Source organism: Spiroplasma endosymbiont of Nephrotoma flavescens (genome assembly GCF_964030835.1).
In the GTDB taxonomy this organism is placed as follows: Bacteria; Bacillota_I; Bacilli_A; order Mycoplasmatales; family Nriv7; genus Nriv7.
Map to the genome: position 1 here is coordinate 629,586 of NZ_OZ034982.1, position 24,501 is coordinate 654,086.

A 24,501-nucleotide genomic window follows, 5' to 3' on the forward strand; every position below is an offset into this window, starting at 1 on the left:
TGTCTTAAAATTTTAAGACATTTTTATTTATTACTCCCCTATTGCGGATAATCTTGTCTTCGTAATACAAGAAGATTATTTATATATATAAATATACTTCCTAAAATTAAAAATACTAAAAAGAAAATAATATAAGCAATAAAAAAGACTAGTCACCCATTAGGAGAAGTTTGTTGCACATTAAAAAAGAAATATGGATAATAACGAGTTCAATCATAATCATTATTGCCTTGTTCGGTTATGATTTTAATATGACCTCGTAATAATACAAAAAAACCATAAAACATTGGGTATAGATAATAAAGATAAAGATTTTTCTTTAAGTATTTTGATAATGAAATATATGATGATGGTGCAAATAATGAGTATACTAACATTAAAATTGGTAAACAAAAATGTTGAATATGAGTGGGAATTCAGTAATTACGATAAGCAAATTTTTTTGTTAAGTCGTTAATTGGTGGTGGACCAATAATAATAGCTACATAATAAGAAATTATTGCAATTACTAAAAATATATTAGTAAAATTACGAATATGAAAATTAGTCACCCATTGTAAAGCAATATTAGGTTTTAAATAATAAATGATATTTAATAAACTATAAAATAATACAATTACTGTTGATTGCATACTTCAATAACCAAAAAAATCTCATGCTAAAACATCAGAAGAATATTCAGGATTTATTAATGCTTCATTGAAAACTAAAAATCAATAATGTCACGATAAACTTCCTAAAGAAACTATAAAAAATGATAATTGAACATAGAAATGGTAGTTTTGATACCATTTAGGATAATTATGAACACTGGTTAACATTTTTAAATTTTTCTCTCCTTCTCTTTTTGATTAATATTGGCACCAATTATTATTGGATAAAGTTTTAATCTATTGGATAATTTAATAAATAAATAAAATGAAATTTTTTTAATTATAAAACAAATAAAATAAATTATTATTAAATGCCCCAAAGTTCATAGTAATAATAAAAATCAATGTGAATAAATAGCAGAAATTAAAGAAATAAAAAAAATTGCACGAGAATCACGACTAAAATCTAAAATATAAGTTAAAGCGATGCCACATGGCATCATTATTATTGTGGTATTAAATATATTATTACTTTTTAATCCAATTTTATTTTGCGAATTAGTTTCTAAAGTACTTAAAACTGTTAATAACAGAAAACTAATTAATAAATAATTTATACCAATAGTACTATGACTATAAAATATTAATTGACTAGTAAAATAAATAATAATAACTAAAAAAACTACCATTAACTGTCACATTAATAAATAATTATGTGCAAGTTTTTTTAAATAAAATGAACCTTGAAAATAATGAAAACATAAACCAATCATAAAAGCACAAAGAAAAAATATTCCTGCAATAACAGTAGGTTCTTCTAAACTATAAAAGAAATTGCTTCGTTGATATATTCCAATTTTAGAAATGTATTGGCAGTCATATATAAGAACAGTAATCGATAAAGCAATAACTATTACTAAAACAACTACTAATAATGTTATAAGCGTAATAGTAATCATTTTAGTTTTTCTAATGATATTTCCTTTAAATAATACGAGACGAATTAAATAACAAACCATAAAAAGTAATGTTACATAAATACTTCCGCGTTCATATGTTAAATAACTTAAAAAATCCATTATTGCTAAATATTGTTCTGGTAATCCTATTCAATGACCATAAACACCAATAAAATTAATTACTACCATTAGCAACGCCATCATAATCATTAGTGAAATAATAAAAAATCATATTCAATGTGCTTGCTTTTTAGTTCATTTAAAACTAATACTAAAATATCCTAAAAGCATTACATTTAAAGTTAAAAAAATATTTTTAAGAACTAACAAATATTCTTCAAAATCAATCATAAAACTAGCAAAAAAAAGATTAGTTTGTAAAAATAAATATAAAATTGTTGTTGTAATAAATCCTATTTGTAAAATTACTTTATTATTTTTCATCTTGAAATACATCCAATATTCTACTTTGATAATTTCATCAAGGTTGAATTTCACCTAAAATATTTTTATAAGTTTTTAATATTGGTAATCCTAAAGCACTGGCAATTATTGGTGTTAGATCCATATTACTAATTTGATATCCCAATATGCCATTTTTTCTATTATGAGGATGATACCTTATAAAAGGAATTTGTAATTCTAATGGTGCATAAAAAGTATGATTCTTACCAATATGTCCGTGATCAGAAACAAAAATTAATAAGTAATTATCATATTCTGCCCTTTTTAAAGCATTTAATATATTTTCTAGTCACATATCAACATTACTAAGCAAATACTGGTCATAATAACCGCTATTACCATATTTAGCGTGTGCTAATAAATCAGTACTAGCTAAATATAGAAATGATAACGGACCTAACTTTTTATCCTTAGTATCATTTAAAAATAAGTTAATAGCTGCTTGATCTATTTTTACTAACCGATCGTATGACCCAGGCAAAGAATTATATATACTCATCCGATCTAGTTGTGTGTGTTGTAAAATATCTAAAACCTTATCTTGTTTAAAAAAACCCTCTTGATATTTTTTCTTTGAATTATTAATATTTTCCTTAATATTATCTTGAATATTAGCAGCAATTTTCTTGTTCCACGCCCTACTGGCATATTGGCGATATAATTCACTTTTTAAGATTACATCCATTGTAAAATCATAAGTCCCATAATATTGCGAAGAATTATGACTATTTTTTGTATTAAACATATCAATATACTTCATAATTGATAATGGTGGTACTTTTAATGGGTTTCAATAACATTTTGAATTATGATTATCAATTCATCAATTATCTTGGTCTTGTTGCAAATATTGACTACAATCGGTTACCTCGTGATTATTTCAGTGTTTTTTTTGAATATCATCACTAGTAGCAGTTAAGACCGAAGACCAATTAGAATCCGAATGAATTGTTCCATTATTTAATGCTGTTTTACTATAAATTCCTTTATTAATAATTTTTTGGAAATTAGGATATTTATTTTTAAATACATTAGCAGAAGATACACCATCAACACCAACAAGAATAACATTATCAACCGGTTTATTTAAATTTAAATTATTATAAAATATTGTTGGTTTATTTAAATTAACTAAAATAATAAAAAACAATATTAATGTTGTTAGCATCATTATAATAATATAAAAAAATATTGTTTTTTGAAATTTCATTTGTATTGTAATCCATTTCTATGAAATAATTGATAATTGCTTATAATTTATTTTAAGATAAGAAAATAACTCTTGCTTATTTTTAAAAAGTAAAAATGAATATTCTTGTTTTTTAAAAATAAATATTCATAACAGTATTGTAGTACTACATAATAATAAAATAATGCTAATAATGTTAAAAATATCATTAATATTAAATTGTAAGATTCTTTGAAATTGATTTTTAATAATTGTTAACTTTCACTTATGACTTTGAGCAAAAAAATTTAAATCATCAACAATAATTTCGTTATAAAATGTTATCATTATTAATAATATTATTTTTAATATTACTAAAAACAATAAGACAAATGGTCCATAAAAACAAATACCCTTTTTGTTAATAAATAAAATACTAGTAATAACAATTATTCATAAACTTAAACTTAAACATAATGCTACAATAATAATTAAAGGAAAAAAATCTTGTATTGGTTTAAATTCTGCCAATACATGTTGTTGCAAATTACTGCTATCTAAAGCATTGGTAAAAATATCATTAATTTTATTTTGAACATAGCTTAATGAGATTATATATTGAATAATAATAAAAATCAAAGCTAACAATAATAAAATTCTTGCGATTGTTAAACTTCAATATCCTTTTTTCAATATTAAATCCCTCTTTCATTTATAAATTATATTATACAAATTATTTTGCTAATTTTCAATAAAGAAATCCTTCTTTAAAAATATTAAATCATAAAAATGCCTGATAGTTTGCTTATCAGGTATTTAAAATATATGTTTTCTACTTTTAACCTTTTTGTTTTAACCCGCTAAACCTTTCTGCCATTGATGGTTGTTGCGTTGCTCAAAAATAAATTGTAATAATAAAACCAATAATAGTAAAATTTATTAATCACTGAACCATTGATCAACCAGCATAACTAAATTTTTCATTTTGAGTGGTTCCGACAGTTATTTTTGATGCCATTTCTCCTAATGAAGATTTATTTACTAATAATAAAATTAAATTAATAATGATTGTAATTCCTAAAATATTAATAAAACTTTTAATAAATCTTTTGCCTCTCATTCTGTCTATCTCCTATTTTAAAATTCTAATAACTGATTTATTTTCTAGAAAATGCTGAATTATACTTGTAAGTGCAAGTAAATAAAATTGCAAAAGATTTCATATAAAAATTTCATGATGTTAAGTTTATTTTAGAAAAAGTAAATTTAAGGAGTTTTTATATGGGATACAAACATCTTGGCATAGATGAAAGAATTTATATTGAGAATCAATTGAAATTTAAAGTAAAAATTAGTGAAATAGCTAAAAATCTTAATCGAAGTATTAGTACTATTAATCGAGAAGTTAATAGAAATAAAGATAATAATCATTATTTTTCATTAATTGCACAAAATAAAGCAGAAAATAGAAAACAATTACATGTTTATTTTCATAAATTTAAAAATAGAGAATTAGTAAAATATGTACAACAAAAATTATTATTAGGTTGATCGCCTGAACAAATTTATGGCAGAATTAAAAATTTTCATCAAGAATGAATTATTAGTTTTAAAACAATTTACAATTGAATTTATTCTGGATTACTTGAAAAGGTTACTAGTAAAAATTTAAGAAGAAAAGGTAAGAAACGAAAATCTCAAGAAAATCGGGGTAAATTTAATGGTAAATCCATTAAAGAACGAAATGTTAATAATCGCATAACTCTTGGCCATTAAGAAGGTGATACTGTAGTATCATCACGAGGTAAAAGTAAATCATGTTTAATAACTTTAGTTGAAAGAACATCAAGATTTACTTTAGCAATATTAGTTGAAAATAGAACTACTAAAGTTATTAACAAAAATATTAGTCATTATTTATCAATTCTTCCAAATAATCTTGTTAAGACTATAACATTTGATAGGGGTAAAGAATTTGCTAATTGACAACAACTTGAAAAAAATTTAAATGTGAAAATTTATTTTGCTGATGCATATTCACCTTGACAAAGAGGTACTAATGAAAATACTAATGGTTTAATTAGAGAAAAATTTCCTAAAAAATTTAATTTTTCAAACACTACTAAAAATGCAGTTCATAAATTTATATTGTCTTTAAACCAAAGACCAAGAAAAATACTAAATTATCTTTCGCCAATCGAATATTTGGTTAGAAAAATAATTTAGTTGCACTTAACTTTACAAATGGATGCTAAAATTCATTTTTCTTTAATCGGTTTTAAAGATTGATAACTTAAAACTCCGCGCTCGCTTAGATATTCATAATAAAATGGAATTAGAACATATAAATCATCTTGATTAATCTCTCATTGTTCAAATTCTGGTTCATGATTTAATTCATATAGTGCTTGTAAAAGTGAAATTGGAAATATTTGTTGTTCGTTTTTAAAACAACCACGACAAACAAACCCACCAGCTGATCAATTTATTGTTTTAATATTCTTATTACTTTTACAAATGCTACAATGGTTTAGTTGCAATTGTAATCCTAAAAGTTTTAACACTTTAAAAGTTAAAAAAACAGAAAAGTTTTTTAACTTCATTTTTATCACTATTAATAGTTTGTAAAATAACTAATAATTCATTAAAAATAATATTAGTATCCTCACTAAGTTCACTATAAAGTTTAACTAAATAATTAGTGACCATTAAGCGTTCATAGTTACTATGAATATTAGGGAATGTTTCAAGAATAACTCCGGTTTTTAAGCGATGCATTTTATTTTTACTATAAGCAAAAAATAATTCAAATTCACAATAATTAAATAATTGTAAAAATGCTTGATTTTTAGAAGTGATTTTTCGTACCCCCGGACAATAAATAGCAATAATGCCATTAATAGTATAAATATTAACAATGGCATCAACCAATTGATAATCTTGTTTATTAACAATTATTCCCGAAATTTTTGTTGTCAATGCACTTTATTTCCTTTATTTTTTACCATAACCTAATTTTGCTAATATGTTAGGACTATCTCTTCATTTTTTTATTACTTTAACGAATAATTCTAAATAAAATTGGGTTGCAAAAATTTCTTCTAATTCAATTCTTGCTTGCGAACCAATATTTTTAATCATTTTACCACCATTACCAATTAAAATTCCTTTTTGCGAATCTCTTTCAACAACAATAGTAGCGATTACACGAATAATTTTTTTTGTTCTTTCTTTTTTAAATTCCTCAATTAAAATTGCAACACCGTGTGGTACTTCTTGATGAGTTAATAAGAGAATTTTCTCACGAATAATTTCTTTAACAAAAAAATCTTCTTGTTGATCTTGAAACATATTTTTAGGAAAATACTGCGGTCCAAGCGGTAATGTCATCATCAGCTTATTTAATAAAAAACTAATATTAATATTTTTTAAACAACTAATACCAATAATTTCTTGAACATTAAATCGTTCATTTCATAATTTAATTTTTTGCTCTAATTGCTCAGAAGTAATTAAATCAATTTTTGTCAATCCTAAAAAAATTGGTACCTCTCGTTCCTGCAAAGACTTATATATATATTGATGTGTTAATGAAATTTCTTCATAACTATTAACTAATCATAAAATACCTTCAACACCTTTAGTACTTTGCATTGCCACCCGATTTAAACTTTTTCCTAATTCATTAGTAGACTTATGAATTCCTGGACTATCAATAAAAATTATTTGATAATCATCAGTAGTCAAAATTCCTTGAATTCGATTTCTTGTTGTTTGCGGTTTATTACTAATAATAGCAATTTTTTTTAACATTAAAGTATTTAATAAAGTAGATTTACCAACATTTGGTTCACCAACAATGACAATAAAACCAGAACGAAAATTATTATTCATATCATTTTCACCATTTAATCGCAACGCCAATAAATATTAAGGGTAAAGCACTAGAAACTAAAATATTAATAATAAAATTTGTGTTGGATAAGATACTATTGTTAGCAATATTATTCATTAATAAACTACTTGGATATTTAAAAATTGATAAATAACTAAAAATCTTAAAAATTAAATTTTTATCAAAATTTAAATTTGATAAAAATACGCCACTAAAAAGCATTAGAAATTAACATATGTTGTTTTTGAGTTTTAAAAAATGTTGCTAATAAGACTCCAAAACTAATACTAATAATAATAGAAAATATTAAATAACCAATAACTGGTAAATTAATAAAACTTAAAAGTTCACTAATATTAAATTGACGCCCAAAAATAATGATAGTTCAAAATAATGTTATTAAAATTGTAAATAAACTTAAAATACAACCAAATAAAATAACAGTTAAGAAAAAAGTTCTGGGTTTCATATTAATTGATCCAAAATGTTTAATAATTATTGAATTACAAAATTCAACAATTGTTCCTGAAATAATTTGAAACCCAATAATCATTACTTGAATCATTAATGCCCCCGCAATCATATTTTTTATTTTGCTTAATAAAAATTCATTATCAACATTAGGTAATTCACTGGAAAAAATAATGAAATCAATTATTAATATCATTAAAGAAGAATTATTATTTTTATCTTGTTCTTTATAAAATTTAAATTTTACCTTTGTATATTCAGCAACGGTACCATATTGTTCAATAACTTCTTTAACAGTAATTTGTTCTTTAATTAAACCATTATGTAAAAAAATGATTTTTTCACAAAACTTTTCTACTTCACTCATAATATGGGTTACTAAAATCATCGTTACATTTTTCTTAACAATATTTTCTTCTAAAAATTCAAAAATATCTTCACGCACTTCAATATCTAAACCTGTTGATACTTCATCTAAAATAATTAATTGCGGTTTATGAATAACTGCTAATAAAATATTTAATCTTTGTTGTTGACCCCCAGATAAAGAATTAATTTGTTTTTTCTTAATACCATCTAGTTGATATGTTTTTAACAAATTTTCTAAATCATCATAATGATATTTAATATTAAAAGTTTCTAAGTAATATTGAATCATATCTAAAATAGTAATACCCATCGGATATTTAGAATCTTGAAACTGAATCCCAATAACTAATTCTGACTTTTTTCAAACTACTCCTGCTGTTGGCTTTCTTATTCCCACAATAATTTCTGAAATGGTTGATTTACCACTACCATTAGCACCAATTAAACCAATTCGCTCGCCACAATAAATTTGCAAATTAATATTTTGTAAAGCTCATTTTTGACGATATTTTTTACTTAAATTTTTTATGTCAACTAATAATAAATTACTATTTGTTTCCTTCATAAAATTATGCTCCATTACTATAACTTATTTTAAACATATTTCTTTATTCTAATGTTATTTAGTTAATTGATTTAAAACGATTCGGCAATAATTGTTCATTTTTATATACACCAACTATTTCTGTTTCATTGTAAATATAAACTTGACAATTTGCCGTTAATAATTCACTCATTACTTGCCGACAACTACCACAAGGAGTTATTCCTATTTTTGTATAAAGATGAATGGCAATTAAATCTTTTTTTGTAAAACCTTGCGTATAGGCTTGCATCAAAGCTACTCTTTCAGCACAAATAGTTTCACCATAAGCGATATTTTCAACATTAACACCTTTAATTATTATATCATCCTTTATTTGTAATATTGCTGCTACTTGAAACTTTGAATATGGACTATAAGAATTATTACTTAACTCTTTTAATATTTTTAAATAATCTTTTTTCATAATTTCTCCTCTATTTATTTCTAGGAATTTTTAGTTTTGTTAATACTTCATCTTGTAAAGCAAACATGATATCTTCTTCTGATTTAGTTTGATGATCATATCCCAATAAATGTAATAAACCGTGTAAAAATAAAAACGATAACTCGCGCAATAAACTATGTTCATATTTATCGGCTTGTTCTTGTGCTAATTCAAAACAAATAAAAATATCACCTAAAATTCGCATATTAATCATCGCATAAAGCTTTTGATTATCTGCTTCAACGGGAAAAGATAGCACATCAGCAACATAATTTTTTTGCCGATAAGTTTGATTTAATTTCAAACTCATTTCTTTACTAATAATGTTTAACGATAATTCTAAAGCATCATCAATATTTAACATATCGGTTATGGTATTTAAAATTTTATGTCACGAGTCAGTATAAAATGTGACATCAAATTCAGTATTATTAATGATATCAAAATTATTTTTCATATCTTACCTCACTAATTAAATTATATCAAATTAATTCAGTTTTAAAATATTGTAATAACTTTTACTATTATAACAAATATTTTATTAATAAGCATTTGCTATTTCTTAAATTAACAAGAAATCATAGGAATAAACAAAAATACTAAGAATTTTAAAATTCTTAGTATTTTCTAAATTAATTAACTAAATTAACTTTTAATAATTTTTGGTAACTCTAACATAAAATATTGATTTAATATTTCTCATCCATAAGTTCGTAAATGCTTCGGAGTTAACATTCAATAGGCAAAAGCCTCACCAAATCACTCTTCAATTCAAGTAGATTCTAACGGATGGAAAATATGATAATTACTGGGAACTAAAATTCACGAAAATAACATTTGCGATAAATAATTATTAAAATTTATTTTTTTATTTAATCATTCTCAAAGGTGAAATGCTCCGCTTTGGTTATTATTTTTAAAATATGTATAATAAGAAACTAAGTGCCCATATTCATGAACAAAAACATTATGAGCAGCACTAGTAGGATTCACAATATAATCTTTAAATTCTTGACCATTATAAGTAATTATATTTCAATCACCTTGATATCACTTTCAAGCATCTTCTTTATTAACACCAGCACCAAAAAGTAATAAATTTATCATTTGATTATCATCGTCTTTATTAACAATACCATTCAAGCCATTCAATTTTTGAATATAAGTTCATTGAAGTTTTGTTAAACTATTTTTCAAGAATTTTTTACCATAAAGAAAATTTAATTGTCCAAAAAAAGATATAAATGCTTGTTTCATTTCACCTACAGTATTAATTTTAAAAAAAGGCATTCAATTAACTTCATCATTATCGTTTCAAATATTGTTTATTGCTTCTAAAGTATTAAACTCAAAATATGATCCAATTGTTTCCAATCCATCTTTTATTTTACTGGCCTTGTTAGATGCTTTGCGAGTCAAAATATTATCTCACTTGCTTAAAAATATTTTATCATTACTATCTAACTTAGTTTTATGATTTTCTTTTAAAATATCTATAAACCATCCAGAAATATCATCGTTAGGTTGCATAATTAAGTTAATAAAATCAACATTTCGGTCAAAAGAAACTTTTTCGCGTTGTAAGATTTCAAAATAATTATGAGAATAAATTTCATTAATTTTATTATTATTAATCGCTTGATAAAAACTATTTCCTAATGTAATAACGGATATTAAACATCCACTTACTATTTTTCGCATAGTTAGTATCCTTTCATTTAATATTAATTCATATTAATGATTTCATTATTAACAACATCAATATTATATGCTTGTGGACTCTTACTTAATCCTGGCATTGTAATAATATCTCCCGTACTAATAATAATAAAACCAGCACCACTATTTACTTTTAAATTACGAACAGTAATATCAAAATTTTTTGGAGCTCCTAAAATTTTAGGATTATCAGTTAAAGATACGGGGGTTTTAGCAAAACATATTGGTAATTGAGCATAAGAACTATTTTCTAATTGTTGTAATTTTTCTTCTGCTTGTGATGTATAAATAACATTATTTCCTTGATAAATCTTTTGAACAACAGTTAAAATTTTTTCTCGTAGCGAATTATTACTGTCATAAATCGGAAGATATTGTTGTTCTGGCTTATTTAATTGTTCAAGAACTACTTTTGCTAATGCTATTGAACCAGCGCCACCGTCTTTAACTGCAGTTGATATTGCTACTGGTATATTTTGACTTTCACATCATTGTAATAACATTGCAATTTCTTCATCACTATCATCTGGTCAACGATTAATACAAACAACCAACTTACGGTTAAAAGTTTTAACAATATTTATATGACGAGATAAATTAGCAATTCCTGTTTGCAATCTTTCTAATTCATTAGGGTTATTACTATCGGTGATACCATGAAGTTTTAAAGCCTTAATTGTTGATACAATAACAACAATATCTGGTATAATGTCTGTTTTTCTTGCTTTAATATTCATAAATTTTTCTAATCCTAAATCAGCACCAAACCCAGCTTCAGTAATAACAAAATCACTTAATTTTAATGCTAAATCAGTAGCAATAACAGAGTTACAACCGTGAGCAATATTAGCAAACGGACCACAATGAATTAATGCCGGAACACCTTCTAATGATTGAACAAGATTAGGGTTTAAAGCATCTTTTAAAATCGCTAAAAGTGAACCAACAATTTGTAAATCAGCAATCGTAATTTCTTTCCCCGTATTGCTATAAGCAACTACTGTTCTTTTTAATCGAACTTTTAAATCCTCAAAGTCTTTTGCTAAGGCCATAATTGCCATAATATCACTAGCAGTAGTAATTTGAAATTGTTCTTTTCTTTTAATAGTTTTTGAAATTGTAACTTCAACATTACGAAGTGAACGGTCATTAAGGTCTAAACATCGTTTTCAAATAATGTTATTAATATCAATATCAAGACTATTACCTTGAAAAATATAATTATCAATAATGGCACTAACTAAATTATTAGCCGTAGTGATAGCATGAAAATCACCCGTAAAATGTAAATTAATATTATCTTTAGGTTGAATAATACTTAATCCGCCGCCAATGGCACCCCCTTTAATCCCAAAAACTGGACCTAAACTAGGTTCTCGTAATGCTAGACAAACACTCTGATTTAATTGTTTAAGACCTTGTGCTAAACCAATACTCATTGTTGTTTTTCCTTCACCAGATGGTGTTGGATTAGTACTAGTAAATAGGATTAATTTTCCTTTACGGGGTTGATTAATATTTTGAAATTTAATTTTTGCCATTGCTGAACCATAAACAATTAAATCATCATCTTTAATTCCTAAATCATTAGCAACCAATTTAATATTTTTCATTATTAATCTCCTCTTTTCTCGAATTCAAATAAATTCTATTTAAATATTCATACTTTCATAAAATGTAAGCATAATATCGTAACTATTAATAATCATATACTAGAAAAAATAAAATAGATTGTTTTTCGTCTTTTTTGTTCTTTTTTAATTGGTCGAAATCCAAAATGTTGTCGACAAAAATTATTTTGATACGGATCATAGTATGTTTAAAGCAATAAAAATATTGGCGTAATAGATAAAAAAAATAATCATTTAATAGTAATAATTAAACCAATTAATATTTTTCGCCTATAACTAGCATTTTTATTTTTAAACACTTTATCGCGTTGATATATCACTGATTTTTTATTATTACTATGTGAGAAACTTCAACTATCTAAATATCTTGTTGCTTGAACACAATTTCTTGCTAATTTATTCAGCATATAAAAACACATTAAACATTCAGAATTTAAATTAATTAATTCTTCAGTATAAGTTTCTTGATTGTTAATACTACGAATACTTGCAACCTCTTTATTTATTATATCTATTTGTTGTTCAGTAATGGGCTTTATCGACTTAATAATCATTTCCTATGACCCTTCCAATTATTACCTATATCCTTTTTACTTATAGTAAACAATAAATTACATAAAAAATAATACAGAAAACGGAGATTTAAAATAAATTTCTCTATTTAATCCTAAAAATATTATTAGAATGCTTAATATTACAATAAATTGCAACATGCAAGAGAAGCATTGCTTTTTAACAGCGCAATCATCTTCTTATTTTGATTTTGTTGAGCAATTTTTAACATTGCTTGATGCTCAGAATGTTCATTATTAATATTTGCACCAAAATCTATTAATAATTGAAAAATTTCTATATTATTCATATATACTGCCAAATATAAAGGAGAATAACCTTGATTATCTTTAATCTCAATATCAACACCATTTTCTATTAATAACATCACTGTCTCAATATAACCTTTTCAAATTGCAAAATGAAGTGGGGTTTCACCAGCTCTATTTTGCAGATTAATGTTAACACCTTGTTCAATTAATAACTTTGTGATATCAATATTATTATTTTGCACTGCTAAATGTAAAAAATTTCAACCACTTTTTGCTTCAAACTTAACATTAGCATTATTTTTAAATAATAATCATACCATTTCCTTATTTTTATCAGCAATAGCAATACATAATGCTGTCTCTTCATCATTGGTTTCAATTTCAATATCAGCACCAGCATTTATTAGTAATTCTACTATTTCTATATTATTTTCCATAACTGCTAAATGAATCCCTGTTTCACCATTAATATTTTGAGCGTTAATATTAATACCATTTTCAATTAATAATTGAATAATCGCAACATTATTAAATTCAATAGCAAAATGTAAGGCTGTATATTGGTCTTTTATACACAGCCTTAATATTAATACCATAATCAATTAATAATTGTAAAATTGCTAAAATTACATCAGATTTTTCATCGCGATAAACCCTCATTGCCATAATAAATATTGATTGATCAATATTTAAATTTATCGGTGTATTTTGTAAATATGTTTTAATAGCTGAAATATTTTGAATAGTAATTAATTGTTGTAAAAAATTAAAAATTTCCTTTTCCTTTTGTTGAGTATAATTAGTATTTAATGTCTTAATCCGATAATTAATCATATTAATAATACTATCTAGTTGTTCTTTGCTAATTGTTATTTTTTGAACTTCATTATTAATGTATTGGATTTCTTCAGCAAAGATTGGTGATGCACTATATTCTGAATTCCATTGTGTTAACAAAGCGACTGTTTTTTCATAATAGAAATATAATTTATTGCCAAATTGTAAAGTTAAGTGCAACTAAATTATTTTTCTAACCAAATATTCGATTGGCGAAAGATAATTTAGTATTTTTCTTGGTCTTTGGTTTAAAGACAATATAAATTTATGAACTGCATTTTTAGTAGTGTTTGAAAAATTAAATTTTTTAGGAAATTTTTCTCTAATTAAACCATTAGTATTTTCATTAGTACCTCTTTGTCAAGGTGAATATGCATCAGCAAAATAAATTTTCACATTTAAATTTTTTTCAAGTTGTTGTCAATTAGCAAATTCTTTACCCCTATCAAATGTTATAGTCTTAACAAGATTATTTGGAAGAATTGATAAATAATGACTAATATTTTTGTTAATAACTTTAGTAGTTCTATTTTCAACTAATATTGCTAAAGTAAATCTTGATGTTCTTTCAACTAAAGTTATTAAACATGATTTACTTTTACCTCGTGATGATACTACAGTATCACCTTCTCAATGGCCAAGAGTTATGCGATTATTAACATTTCGTTCTTTAATGGATTTACCATTAAATTTACCCCGATTTTCTTGAGATTTTCGTTTCTTACCTTTTCTTCTTAAATTTTTACTAGTAACCTTTTCAAGTAATCCAGAATAAATTCAATTGTAAATTGTTTTAAAACTAATAATTCATTCTTGATGAAAATTTTTAATTCTGCCATAAATTTGTTCAGGCGATCAACCTAATAATAATTTTTGTTGTACATATTTTACTAATTCTCTATTTTTAAATTTATGAAAATAAACATGTAATTGTTTTCTATTTTCTGCTTTATTTTGTGCAATTAATAGAAATAATGATTATTATCTTTATTTCTATTAACTTCTCGATTAATAGTACTAATACTTCGATTAAGATTTTTAGCTATTTCACTAATTTTTACTTTAAATTTCAATTGATTCTCAATATAAATTCTTTCATCTATGCCAAGATGTTTGTATCCCATATAAAAACTCCTTAAATTTACTTTTTCTAAAATAAACTTAGCATCATGAAATTTTTATATGAAATCTTTTGCAATTTTATTTACTTGCACTTACAAGTATAATTCAGCATTTACTTGCACTTACAAGTATAATTCAGCTTAATGAATTAATTTTACATTTTTTAATTTCTAAACCCAGAAAAACTATTAAATCAGATAAATTCTTTAGATCATCTATTGTTTTATTTTCGTCATTTTCTGAATTATTGGCATCTGATGAATCACAACAAATTCTATTTGATGGTCCGGCTTCTTCTAAATCTTTTTTTGATATAAAATTATCTATTGATTTTTTGGTAGGGCTAATGGCAAGCAATAATGGCATTGTACTTCCACTAATAGTTATTACACTTAATAAACTAAGTAATTTCTTCATATATTTTTTTTCTTTCATTTTTTTACTTATTATAACTATAATTTCATTATATATCATTAAATAATAATTTCTATCATTTTTTCAGGATATTGAATACTATTTCTAAAAAACATTTTTCATTAAAGCAGGAAAATAAACTAACTAAACTTTATTAAAATTACTATCAAGAAAGGTAATTATGTTAAAAATTAATAATAATGTAAAAACCTTAGAAAATAAACATTGATTCAGTTTATTCGCAACCCATAAAAATATGTACACCAACAAATGCGAACAACTAGCTAATGAATATGAAAAATTAGATGAATACTTATATAAATATCATTATCGGTTAAAACAAGGTTATAAAGTAGTTCATTTTTCATCAAGAACAATTATTACAATTTTTGGTGAGGTTACTTTTAAACGACGCCGATATAAATATTGAAATCAAAAATTAGGTAAATTTGAATATGTATGTTTATTAGATAAAGAAATTGGTCTATTACCCAAACAACGCATTTATTTTGATGTCCAATTTAAAGTTTTAAGTCTTCTAGGTGATGGCAAACGCTATCGTGATGTTTTAGATGCTCTAAATCATTGTTATATTTCAAAAGGTAGTATTTCAAATATTTTAAATAAATACGATATTGCCGAATATTTTCAACTAGCAGAAAAAGAAACTAAAACTAGCATTGATGTCAAAAATAAGGATTTATATATTCAGCTAGATGAGACATTTTTAGCGACATTAGACCATAAAGTTAAACAAGACCAAAGAATTCGTTTAGTTACTTTTCATACCGGACATAAAGAAAAAAATTATAAAAATGCTCGTAGAGAATCAGAAAACAAACGAGGTCATTTTCTAATGTTAAAAGTTGGTAAACGAATAAATACAATGGATTATCGTGATTTATTAATTAGAGAATTACAAAAACATTATGTGAATATTAATTATGACAAGATAATTGTTTGTGGCGAGGGTGCTACTTGAATTAGAGAAATTGCCAATAGTTTTGGTAATGTTAGATATATTTTAGACGGTTATCACGCTATTAAAAAATTAAAACAAACAGCATTTAATATTATTTTTGAAAATCGTAAAGTAACACTAAATAGTTGAATTAAATTATATAATGATGGAAAAAAATCATCAAGAATTAGTAAAAAGTATTCGGAATGTTGCTAAAAATGAATTAAATAAAGATATTAAAACAAATTTAAGGAGGGCGAGTAATTATTTTAAAAATAATAAGCACGGTATTCATCATCAAAATTTAGAATGAAATATCGGTTGTAGCATCGAGAGCGATGTATCACATTTAATAAAACAACAATTAGGATATGGAGCAAAAATATATAATCATAAGAATTTAAATAACTTATTACATTTAAGAATGGCAAATTTAAACAAATTAAATGTATTACATTACATTAATGAAAATATTAATTCAGAAATAGAAATCAGAAAAGAAATATATAAAAATTCATTATGAAATAAATATAATAATAAAAATGATGATAGTTGAATTAATTATAAAGGTAATGCTGTAACAAATAAATATAATAGATTTAAGTAAGTAAAAATATAAAATTAATATATATTAGTGAAAATTTAATAATATTAATAATTTTTATTGTGTAAAAATTCAATAATATGATAAAATCATAACGAATAAAATGACAATAACAAGAAAGGCGAGGTTAGTTTAGTAATTAAATAATGTAATTAGCTGATTGTTTTACTTCTTCAAAGCAATACCTAAGAAAACTAAACGCGACCTAAAGGTGATATTAAATTAACTAATAATCTTAATGAATGATATAATAGTTTACCGATTAATGCTATAAGTGTTTTTAATGAAAAAAACTATAAAACTATTATTTCATATTTACTTATTAATAATGTTTTAACAATTGAAAATAATAAAATTATTTTAAATGTAAAAAAGAATGAAACCGTTATGTATGTTTGATCAGAATTTTATTGATATTGATTTGGTTATTGAAAATTACATTTAGATGCTAGTGATTGCTTAAATATTGCCCATGTTTTAAATAATGGCGGAGATATTGGTAGTATAATTGGTGATCAATTACCAAACTTTGTGGGAAATGTAACTTCTATTGTTTCTGGCATTATTTCTATAATGGGAGCAGATTTTAGTTATTGAGCAAATAATAATGGCGTGGTTATTCATTTTTATGCTTTAATACCGCTTTATTTTGTTGGAAAATAGACTATGTGATGGGAAAATAAAATATGATTTTAGATAAAGATAAATTATTTTATAGTGGGATAGTTATTTCAGGAACTATTCAAATCTTTCTTATTATTTTTTTACCGTTCTGTTTATTTGATTTATCTTATTTATATGGTTATTTTCAAGAAAATTGAAAAGCAACTGAGTGAATATGAGTCTCTTTGATGATTAATTTTGGTGCCATGATTATTGGCTTATTAGTAAACATTATTGGATTTTTCTTAAGATATTCATATTTTCGGATTATTCATGGAATATTAATTAGTGCTACAAGTATGTTTACAATATTTTTTATTTTTACAGGAATATTGATTGTATTATCATCACAAAATAATACTTTTATTAATCGTAATAGCAAAAAAATGTTTTCCATAGGTTCAAAAGGAGCTTTAGTAATGGCTATTTTGCCAGTTGCACAAGCAATTATTATTTTTAGCATTAGTAATTACTTTGCATGATTAGCAAAAAGTATTGCTCATTTTGAAACTCAAGCATTAATTTTTATAATATTTTTCTGTATTGTAGGAATTATTAGTGTTATTTTAACAACAATTGTTTTAACTAATAAAATAATTAGTTCTATTAAACTTTTAATTATTACCATTAGTATTATTATGTTAGGTTTTCCAATGTTATTAGGAACGATCTTTGGTTTAATTTTATTAGTTAGTCAAATGGAATATATTGATGAAATAACTATTTAATATTTTCTAATATTTAAAATTAGTGAATTTATGTAATAAGACTGTGTAATCTACAAGTAACACACCCTTATAATAGGTTGACAAAATATACGGTATATTCTATACTTGTTTGGTGCATTAGATATTGCTATTGCATATATAAAAAGTAAATAAAAATTTAATACAATTATTGTAAAGAACTCGGGTTTTATTTAAGTAGTATTTGAATGAATAATGTCTTGGGTCTTTGTTTTTTAGAGCGGGGTTGCTATGGCGGATATTAATAAAAGAATGGAATTGTTAGTTAATCATTTGAAGGAGTATGGCTTTGTTTTTCAGGGTTCGCAAATTTATGGTGGGTTAAGTAATAGTTGGGATTATGGTCCGTTGGGAGCACAGTTAAAAAATCGTTTGCAACATTTGTGATGGGAACGATTTGTGACGAAGCATCCTTTGAATGTTGGACTGGATAGTGCCATTATTATGAACAGTAGTGTTTGGGAGGCTTCGGGGCATCTTGATAATTTTTACGATTTATTTGTGGATTGTAAAAGTTGTATTAAGCGGTTTCGGGTGGATCATTTGTTAAGCAATGTGACTGTTGATTTTCAAAAATTGCGTGCTGATGAATTGCAAGCCTTATTAAAAGAACATCAAGTTGTGTGCCCTAATTGTAAGAATAATAATTTTACAGCGGTTCGTTCATTTGATTTGATGTTCAAAACTCAACAAGGGGTTTTAGCAAATGATCAAGGTGTTGTTTGTTTACGACCAGAAACAGCGCAAGGAATTTTTGTAAATTTCAAAAATATTCAACGAAGTTTAAGAAAGAAATTGCCCTTTGGGGTAGGTCAAATTGGAAAAGCTTTTCGTAATGAAATTACTCCGGGACACTTTATTTTTCGGACAAGAGAATTTGAGCAAATGGAATTGGAATTTTTTTTTAATCCTAATGATCAAACGGAGTGATTTGATTATTGATTAAGTTATTGTCAGCAATTTTTATTAGATGTTGGTATTAAACAGGGTAATTTTAGTTTAAATGAACACGAAGATAGTGTTTTAGCTCATTATGCGAAGCGAACTGTGGATATTGAATATAATTTTCCTTTTGGTAAGCAAGAGTTATGGGGTATTAGTAATCGTTCTTCTTTTGATTTAAAAACGCATAGTGAACATAGTGGTGAAGATTTAAGTTATTTAGATTCAGAATTAAATGCGAAGATATTTGCGAATGTTATTGAACCGTCAGTCGGTGTTGGCAGATTAATGTTGGCCATTTTAAATGATGCTTATGATGTTGAGATTTTGCCAGATAATAGTAAACGCACGATATTGCGATTAAATCATAATTTGGCTCCTTATTATATTGCTATTTTACCTTTAAGTAAGCAATTAAATGAAGAAGCGTATAAATTATATGAAGAGTTAGCTAACGATTTTTTAGCAACTTATGATGAAACGCAAAATATTGGGAAAAGATATCGTCGTCAAGATGCTATTGGAACGCCTTATTGTATTACGATTGATTTTAAAAGCTTAAGACGGTGAAGAAGAAGTGTAACGGTGCGTTTTCGCGACACGATGGTGCAAAAACGAGTAAAAGTTAGAAAATTAAGAAAATACCTTAAACACTTGCAAGAACAAAATTAAAGTGTAAGGAGAAATAAAGCTAGTATGGTTAATCCTGAAAAAATTTCTCTCATTAGAACGAGAACTAATATTACTGAAATTATTGGTCAATATTTAAAATTGCAAAAAAAAGGTCGTAACTATTGAACAGTTTGTCCTTTTCACGAAGACAATGCGCCTTCAATGAGTGTTTCTCCTGAAAAACAAATTTATCGGTGTTTTTCTTGTCAAGCTTCTGGGAATGTATTTACTTTTTTGCAAAAATATAAAAAAATTTCCTTTTTAGAAGCTTTAAAAGAAGTAGCAGCACTTGTAAATATTGATTTACAAGAATTAGAGCAATGAACAAAAAATAAATATGATAGTGAAACTTTGAAAATATTTGCGATTAATGCTTTAGCTTGTGAATACTTTATGTATCATTTAGATAGCAAAATTGGTATTCAAGCAAAAAAATATTTAGAACAGCGAAATATTGATAATAAGTTAAGAGAACAATTTAGTATTGGATTGGCGCCTAGCGAAGATGGACTAGTAGCATATTTACAACAAAAAGGTTATAAACCTAGTGAATTAGTTATTTCTGGTTTAGTTGTTTATCAAAATAATCATTTTAATGATTATTTTAGAAATCGGATTATGTTTCCGATTCGTGATATAGAACATAATATCATTGGTTTTTCGAGCCGTTCATATTTGGAAAATCAACAACCAAAATATATGAATACCTTAGAAACTAATATTTTTAAAAAAAATCAATCATTGTATAACTTAAGTTTTGCAAAAAATCATTTGCATCAAGATAAGTATTTATTAATTTGTGAAGGATTTATGGATATTATTGCTTTAAGCAAAATTGGCATTAACAATGCCGTTGCCATTATGGGAACAAGTTTAAGTGCACAACATTGTTCAATATTAAAAAAGGTTACTAATGAAATTATTTTATTTTTGGATGGTGATGATGCTGGAATTATAGCTACGTTTAAAATGATTAGTGAATTATGATATCACAAATTTAATGTTAAAGTAGTAAACAATCCAACAACATTGGATCCCGATGATTTAATTAAAAAAGAAGGTGCAGTAGCAGTTCGCGCTTTAATTAAAAATAGTATTCATCCTGTAGACTTTGTTTTAAATTATTTTCAAAATAATTTAGATTTAAAGAAAATTGATAATGTGACTGAACTTTTAAAAAAAGTTACTCCATTTTTTCAGTTATTACATAGTGCTGTTGAAGTAAATTTTTATTTAAATAAGTTGGAAACAATAACTAATTTGAATAAAAAAATCCTTGAACAAACATTGTTTGCTAAGCAAACAATAGAAACTACTGATAAAATAAATCCTAAAAATGCTGGGGCTAATAAGAATTTATATTTAAATCCGATTGAGAAATCGGAAAATATTATTATATTTTCGTTACTTTATACAAAAGAAACAATAACTAATAGCGAATTAAATAATTTTTCCTTAATTGATCCCATTAAAAAAGTTTTATTATCAGAAATTATTAGTTGATATGATAAAAATCCGCAAGCAGGAAAAGTAAATTATGAAGATTTTCTAAAATCATTACAACAAGAACAAGTAAAAAAGTCGTTAGAAATGATTTATAGTCTTTATAATAAACAAGAATTTGTTTATCGCCCTAAGTTAATTAATGATTGTCAAGAAACTATTTATAATTATTTAATTAAATTAGAAAAAGATAAATGAGCAAAAAAATGATTAGCAACTAATAATGTTAATGAAAAAATAGCAATTGGGGAAAAAATTATTAGTTTGTCAAAAAATATTAAAAGAGAAAAGAGTGGTCAATAGATGCGAAAAAGAATATTTAAAAAAATAAAAACTTTTGATGAGATTAAGTATGACTTATTAAAAAAGATTAAAAAAAATGATAATCATATTAGTCAAGAAGAGGTTTTAAAAGCATTTGAAATGTTAGATATTGAAGATGGACTCTTAGAATCTTTTATTAATGAACTACAAAATGATGGTGTTGTTTGAACCGATTTAGTTGATGATGATGAAGTTGAAGTTGATATTGATTTAGAACATTCTGATTTTGAAGATGATGATATTGTTAAAGAGCGAGCTATTTTTGATGAAGATGATGATATTATTATTAACTTTAAAAATAATGGTCCAAGTATTTCTAATGAAACTAAAATTCATGACATTATTAAAGCCTACTTTAATCGTTTAGGTTCAAGTAAAATTTTAACAAAAGAAGAAGAAGTAAAATATGCAAGAATGTTGGATTCATCTGATCTTGAAATTAAACAATATGGACGAAATAAGTTAATTATTTCTAACTTAAAGTTAGTTGTTTCAGTAGCTAGAAGGCATACTAATCGTGGTTTAGATTTTTCAGATTTAATTGAAGAAGGAAATATTGGTTTAATGAAAGCAGTTGATCGTTTTGATTATCGCCGAGGATTTAAATTTTCTACTTATGCAACTTGATGAATTCGTCAAGCAATTACAAGAGCGATTGCTGATCAAGCAAGAACGATTAGAATACCGGTTCATATGGTGGAAACTATTAATAAATTAACAAGAATTGAACGCCAATTAACTCAAGAATTAGGTCGGGACCCAACCCATACTGAAGTTGCAGAAAAAATTGGTTTGGGAATGACTGCTGAAAAAGTTCGTGAAATTAAACGATTATCAATGGAACCAGTTTCTTTAGAAAAACCAATTGGCGAAGAAGATGATACACACTTTGCTGATTTTGTTGAAGACAAAGATATTTTTTCACCAGATGATTATGCTGAACGAGAATCATTACGAGAACAATTAGATAAGGTTTTTGAAGAAATCTTAAATAAACGCGAGGAAAAGGTTATTCGGATGCGTTTTGGTTTACTACCAACTAAACTTCGATCGCTAGTTGATTTAGCAGAAGAGGGAAGCGAAAAAGATGAATTAATTAGTGAAATAATGAATTTAGATTTTAAGTTTGATACGCCAATTGAAAAGGTAATTAATTTAAATGATTATGTTATTGATAAACATTTAACTAAGTATGATTCACCAAAAACATTAGAAGAAGTTGGTAGTGAATTTGGTGTTACCAGAGAAAGAATTCGTCAAATTGAAGCTAAAGCTTGTCGCAAACTAAGAAGTCCTTCAAAGTCAAGAATTTTGAAAGATTTTTATAAAGGTTAATAATGAAACTATCTCATCGTTTAGCAACAATTGCTAATTTAGTTAATCCTAATGATATTGTTGCTGATATTGCTTGTGACCACGGTTTAGTTGCTATTTATTTAGTAAAGAAAAAAGGAATGAATAATATTTTTGTTAGTGATATTAATCCTAAAGCATTAGTACAAGCTCAGAAAAATATTATTCAAAATCAATTACAAAATAATATTTTTCCAATTTTAGGAGATGGCATTAAATGAATTAATGCTAGTGATAACATTAATTGTGTTATTATTGCGGGATTAGGTGCCAAGACAATTATTAATATTTTAACTAATGATTATCAATCAATTAATCGTTATATAATTCAAACAAATAATGAAATGTCTAAAATTCGTAAATGAGTCCAAGACCACAATTATTTTATTGAAGACGAATTATTAATTAAAGATAATAATTTTATTTATGAGATTATTGTTATTAATAAAACGCACGGTTGTTTAATTGTTAGTGATGAACAAATTATGTTTGGACTAAATTTAGAAAATAAATATGAGTTATTATTTAACAAAATGTGAACCGACAAACTTTTTCATTATGAAAATATTATCAATAAATTAACCCCAAATCAAATTAATGCCATAATGAATTTACAAGTTTTGTTAATTAGAAATAAATTGCAAAAGCAAAAGGAGAAATAAAGATGATTAATGTTAATGATTTACGCAATGGCATGACTTTTAGACATAGTGGTAATCTATTTTTAGTCTTAGATACTGGTCGTGCTCAAGCTGGAAGAGGCCAAGCAAATGTTAAAGCTAAAGTTAAAAATTTGCGAAGCAATGCAATTATTAATTTAACTTTTACTAGTGGTGATAAAGTTGAACGGGCGCATCTTGATAAACGCGTGATGCAATATTTATATAGTGATGGCAATAACTTGATTTTTATGGATAATGAAAGTTATGAACAAGTTGAAATTAATAAAACAAAAATGGCATGAGAATTAAAGTTTTTAACTTCTAATTTACCAGTTCAAGTATTACAATATGATAATGAAATTTTAACGATTTCGTTACCAGATAAAGTAACTTTAAAAATTATTGAAGCTGAACAGGCTGTTAAAGGTGATAGTAGTTCTTCGCCAAGCAAAAGAGCAGTTGCTGAAACTGGATTAGCATTACAAGTACCATTATTTATTAATACAGATGATTATATTGTTGTTTCCACAGTTGATGGTAAATATCAGCACCGAGCTTAAAATAACCTAAAAG

At 25.1% G+C, this 24,501-nt stretch carries 30 protein-coding genes; 11 read left to right on the plus strand and 19 right to left on the minus strand.

What is annotated here, in order from left to right; translation table 4 throughout:
* Positions 1–38: 38 nt before the first annotated feature.
* The 5 genes from AAHN02_RS03780 to AAHN02_RS03800 form a co-directional block, all read right to left on the minus strand.
* The gene (locus tag AAHN02_RS03780) at positions 39–821 is read right to left on the minus strand and encodes a hypothetical protein (RefSeq protein ID WP_342277348.1); all 783 of its coding nucleotides are present in this window, start codon (positions 819–821) and stop codon (positions 39–41) included.
* 2 nt (positions 822–823) lie between these two features.
* Complete coding sequence (locus AAHN02_RS03785) at positions 824–1,996, minus strand: hypothetical protein (RefSeq protein ID WP_342277349.1); 1,173 nt, start codon at positions 1,994–1,996, stop codon at positions 824–826.
* Positions 1,986–3,227, minus strand: a complete 1,242-nt coding sequence (locus AAHN02_RS03790) for an alkaline phosphatase family protein (protein ID WP_342277350.1) — start codon at positions 3,225–3,227, stop codon at positions 1,986–1,988. The genes AAHN02_RS03785 and AAHN02_RS03790 overlap by 11 nt, the downstream gene beginning before the upstream one ends.
* Before the next feature lie 18 nt (positions 3,228–3,245).
* Positions 3,246–3,878, minus strand: coding sequence for a hypothetical protein (locus tag AAHN02_RS03795; protein WP_342190155.1), 633 nt, complete (start codon positions 3,876–3,878; stop codon positions 3,246–3,248).
* A gap of 145 nt (positions 3,879–4,023) precedes the next feature.
* Positions 4,024–4,305 (minus strand): hypothetical protein, encoded by a 282-nt coding sequence (locus tag AAHN02_RS03800; protein ID WP_342190156.1) that lies wholly within the window; start codon positions 4,303–4,305, stop codon positions 4,024–4,026.
* 161 nt (positions 4,306–4,466) lie between these two features.
* Between AAHN02_RS03800 and AAHN02_RS03805 the strand changes: the two genes are divergently transcribed.
* Positions 4,467–4,961, plus strand: a complete 495-nt coding sequence (locus AAHN02_RS03805) for an IS30 family transposase (protein ID WP_342277351.1) — start codon at positions 4,467–4,469, stop codon at positions 4,959–4,961.
* A 54-nt stretch (positions 4,962–5,015) separates the two neighbouring features.
* Positions 5,016–5,411 (plus strand): IS30 family transposase, encoded by a 396-nt coding sequence (locus tag AAHN02_RS03810; protein ID WP_342278184.1) that lies wholly within the window; start codon positions 5,016–5,018, stop codon positions 5,409–5,411.
* Here the strand turns inward: AAHN02_RS03810 and AAHN02_RS03815 are convergent.
* From AAHN02_RS03815 to AAHN02_RS03880, 14 genes are all read right to left on the minus strand, one after another.
* Positions 5,408–5,749, minus strand: coding sequence for a DNA repair protein RecO C-terminal domain-containing protein (locus AAHN02_RS03815; protein ID WP_342277352.1), 342 nt, complete (start codon positions 5,747–5,749; stop codon positions 5,408–5,410). The genes AAHN02_RS03810 and AAHN02_RS03815 overlap by 4 nt on opposite strands.
* A gap of 1 nt (position 5,750) precedes the next feature.
* Positions 5,751–6,164, minus strand: coding sequence for a DNA repair protein RecO (recO, locus tag AAHN02_RS03820; RefSeq protein WP_342277353.1), 414 nt, complete (start codon positions 6,162–6,164; stop codon positions 5,751–5,753).
* Positions 6,165–6,179: 15 nt separating this feature from the next.
* Positions 6,180–7,109: a GTPase Era gene (gene era, locus AAHN02_RS03825; RefSeq protein ID WP_342277354.1), complete on the minus strand. Its 930-nt coding sequence runs from the start codon at positions 7,107–7,109 to the stop codon at positions 6,180–6,182.
* A 182-nt stretch (positions 7,110–7,291) separates the two neighbouring features.
* The gene (locus tag AAHN02_RS03830) at positions 7,292–8,485 is read right to left on the minus strand and encodes an ABC transporter ATP-binding protein (protein WP_342277355.1); all 1,194 of its coding nucleotides are present in this window, start codon (positions 8,483–8,485) and stop codon (positions 7,292–7,294) included.
* Positions 8,486–8,543: 58 nt separating this feature from the next.
* Positions 8,544–8,930: a cytidine deaminase gene (gene cdd, locus AAHN02_RS03835; RefSeq protein ID WP_342277356.1), complete on the minus strand. Its 387-nt coding sequence runs from the start codon at positions 8,928–8,930 to the stop codon at positions 8,544–8,546.
* 10 nt (positions 8,931–8,940) lie between these two features.
* Positions 8,941–9,408, minus strand: coding sequence for an rRNA maturation RNase YbeY (ybeY, locus tag AAHN02_RS03840; protein ID WP_342190163.1), 468 nt, complete (start codon positions 9,406–9,408; stop codon positions 8,941–8,943).
* Positions 9,409–9,596: 188 nt separating this feature from the next.
* Complete coding sequence (locus tag AAHN02_RS03845) at positions 9,597–10,652, minus strand: hypothetical protein (protein ID WP_342190164.1); 1,056 nt, start codon at positions 10,650–10,652, stop codon at positions 9,597–9,599.
* Between the two features lie 23 nt (positions 10,653–10,675).
* Positions 10,676–12,283, minus strand: a complete 1,608-nt coding sequence (locus AAHN02_RS03850; RefSeq protein WP_342277357.1) for a formate--tetrahydrofolate ligase — start codon at positions 12,281–12,283, stop codon at positions 10,676–10,678.
* A 206-nt stretch (positions 12,284–12,489) separates the two neighbouring features.
* A complete protein-coding gene (locus AAHN02_RS03855) occupies positions 12,490–12,855 on the minus strand; it encodes a hypothetical protein (RefSeq protein ID WP_342277358.1) in 366 nt (121 codons plus the stop codon).
* A 140-nt stretch (positions 12,856–12,995) separates the two neighbouring features.
* Positions 12,996–13,721: an ankyrin repeat domain-containing protein gene (locus tag AAHN02_RS03860; protein WP_342277359.1), complete on the minus strand. Its 726-nt coding sequence runs from the start codon at positions 13,719–13,721 to the stop codon at positions 12,996–12,998.
* Entirely contained in the window at positions 13,654–14,142 is a 489-nt protein-coding gene (locus tag AAHN02_RS03865; RefSeq protein ID WP_342277360.1) for a hypothetical protein, read from the minus strand. The genes AAHN02_RS03860 and AAHN02_RS03865 overlap by 68 nt, the downstream gene beginning before the upstream one ends.
* Positions 14,143–14,937 (minus strand): IS30 family transposase, encoded by a 795-nt coding sequence (locus tag AAHN02_RS03870; protein WP_342278185.1) that lies wholly within the window; start codon positions 14,935–14,937, stop codon positions 14,143–14,145.
* The gene (locus AAHN02_RS03875) at positions 14,925–15,086 is read right to left on the minus strand and encodes a helix-turn-helix domain-containing protein (protein ID WP_342277361.1); all 162 of its coding nucleotides are present in this window, start codon (positions 15,084–15,086) and stop codon (positions 14,925–14,927) included. The genes AAHN02_RS03870 and AAHN02_RS03875 overlap by 13 nt, the downstream gene beginning before the upstream one ends.
* Positions 15,087–15,162: 76 nt before the next feature.
* Entirely contained in the window at positions 15,163–15,519 is a 357-nt protein-coding gene (locus AAHN02_RS03880; protein WP_342277362.1) for a hypothetical protein, read from the minus strand.
* A gap of 160 nt (positions 15,520–15,679) precedes the next feature.
* Between AAHN02_RS03880 and AAHN02_RS03885 the strand changes: the two genes are divergently transcribed.
* From AAHN02_RS03885 to efp, 9 genes are all read left to right on the plus strand, one after another.
* Positions 15,680–16,675, plus strand: a complete 996-nt coding sequence (locus AAHN02_RS03885) for an Mbov_0401 family ICE element transposase-like protein (RefSeq protein WP_342277363.1) — start codon at positions 15,680–15,682, stop codon at positions 16,673–16,675.
* Entirely contained in the window at positions 16,626–17,066 is a 441-nt protein-coding gene (locus AAHN02_RS03890; RefSeq protein ID WP_342277364.1) for a hypothetical protein, read from the plus strand. The genes AAHN02_RS03885 and AAHN02_RS03890 overlap by 50 nt, the downstream gene beginning before the upstream one ends.
* A gap of 384 nt (positions 17,067–17,450) precedes the next feature.
* Positions 17,451–17,726: a hypothetical protein gene (locus tag AAHN02_RS03895; protein ID WP_342277365.1), complete on the plus strand. Its 276-nt coding sequence runs from the start codon at positions 17,451–17,453 to the stop codon at positions 17,724–17,726.
* Positions 17,727–17,749: 23 nt separating this feature from the next.
* Positions 17,750–18,454: a hypothetical protein gene (locus AAHN02_RS03900; RefSeq protein ID WP_342190031.1), complete on the plus strand. Its 705-nt coding sequence runs from the start codon at positions 17,750–17,752 to the stop codon at positions 18,452–18,454.
* A gap of 258 nt (positions 18,455–18,712) precedes the next feature.
* Positions 18,713–20,086 carry a glycine--tRNA ligase gene (locus AAHN02_RS03905; RefSeq protein WP_425289509.1) on the plus strand — a complete coding sequence of 458 codons (1,374 nt, stop codon included), beginning with the start codon at positions 18,713–18,715 and terminating at the stop codon, positions 20,084–20,086.
* Between the two features lie 24 nt (positions 20,087–20,110).
* Positions 20,111–21,892: a DNA primase gene (dnaG, locus tag AAHN02_RS03910; protein ID WP_342277367.1), complete on the plus strand. Its 1,782-nt coding sequence runs from the start codon at positions 20,111–20,113 to the stop codon at positions 21,890–21,892.
* The gene (locus tag AAHN02_RS03915) at positions 21,893–23,248 is read left to right on the plus strand and encodes a sigma-70 family RNA polymerase sigma factor (protein ID WP_342277368.1); all 1,356 of its coding nucleotides are present in this window, start codon (positions 21,893–21,895) and stop codon (positions 23,246–23,248) included.
* Between the two features lie 2 nt (positions 23,249–23,250).
* Positions 23,251–23,928 (plus strand): class I SAM-dependent methyltransferase, encoded by a 678-nt coding sequence (locus AAHN02_RS03920; RefSeq protein ID WP_338967955.1) that lies wholly within the window; start codon positions 23,251–23,253, stop codon positions 23,926–23,928.
* 2 nt (positions 23,929–23,930) lie between these two features.
* A complete protein-coding gene (gene efp / locus AAHN02_RS03925; protein WP_342190035.1) occupies positions 23,931–24,488 on the plus strand; it encodes an elongation factor P in 558 nt (185 codons plus the stop codon).
* Positions 24,489–24,501: the final 13 nt, after the last annotated feature.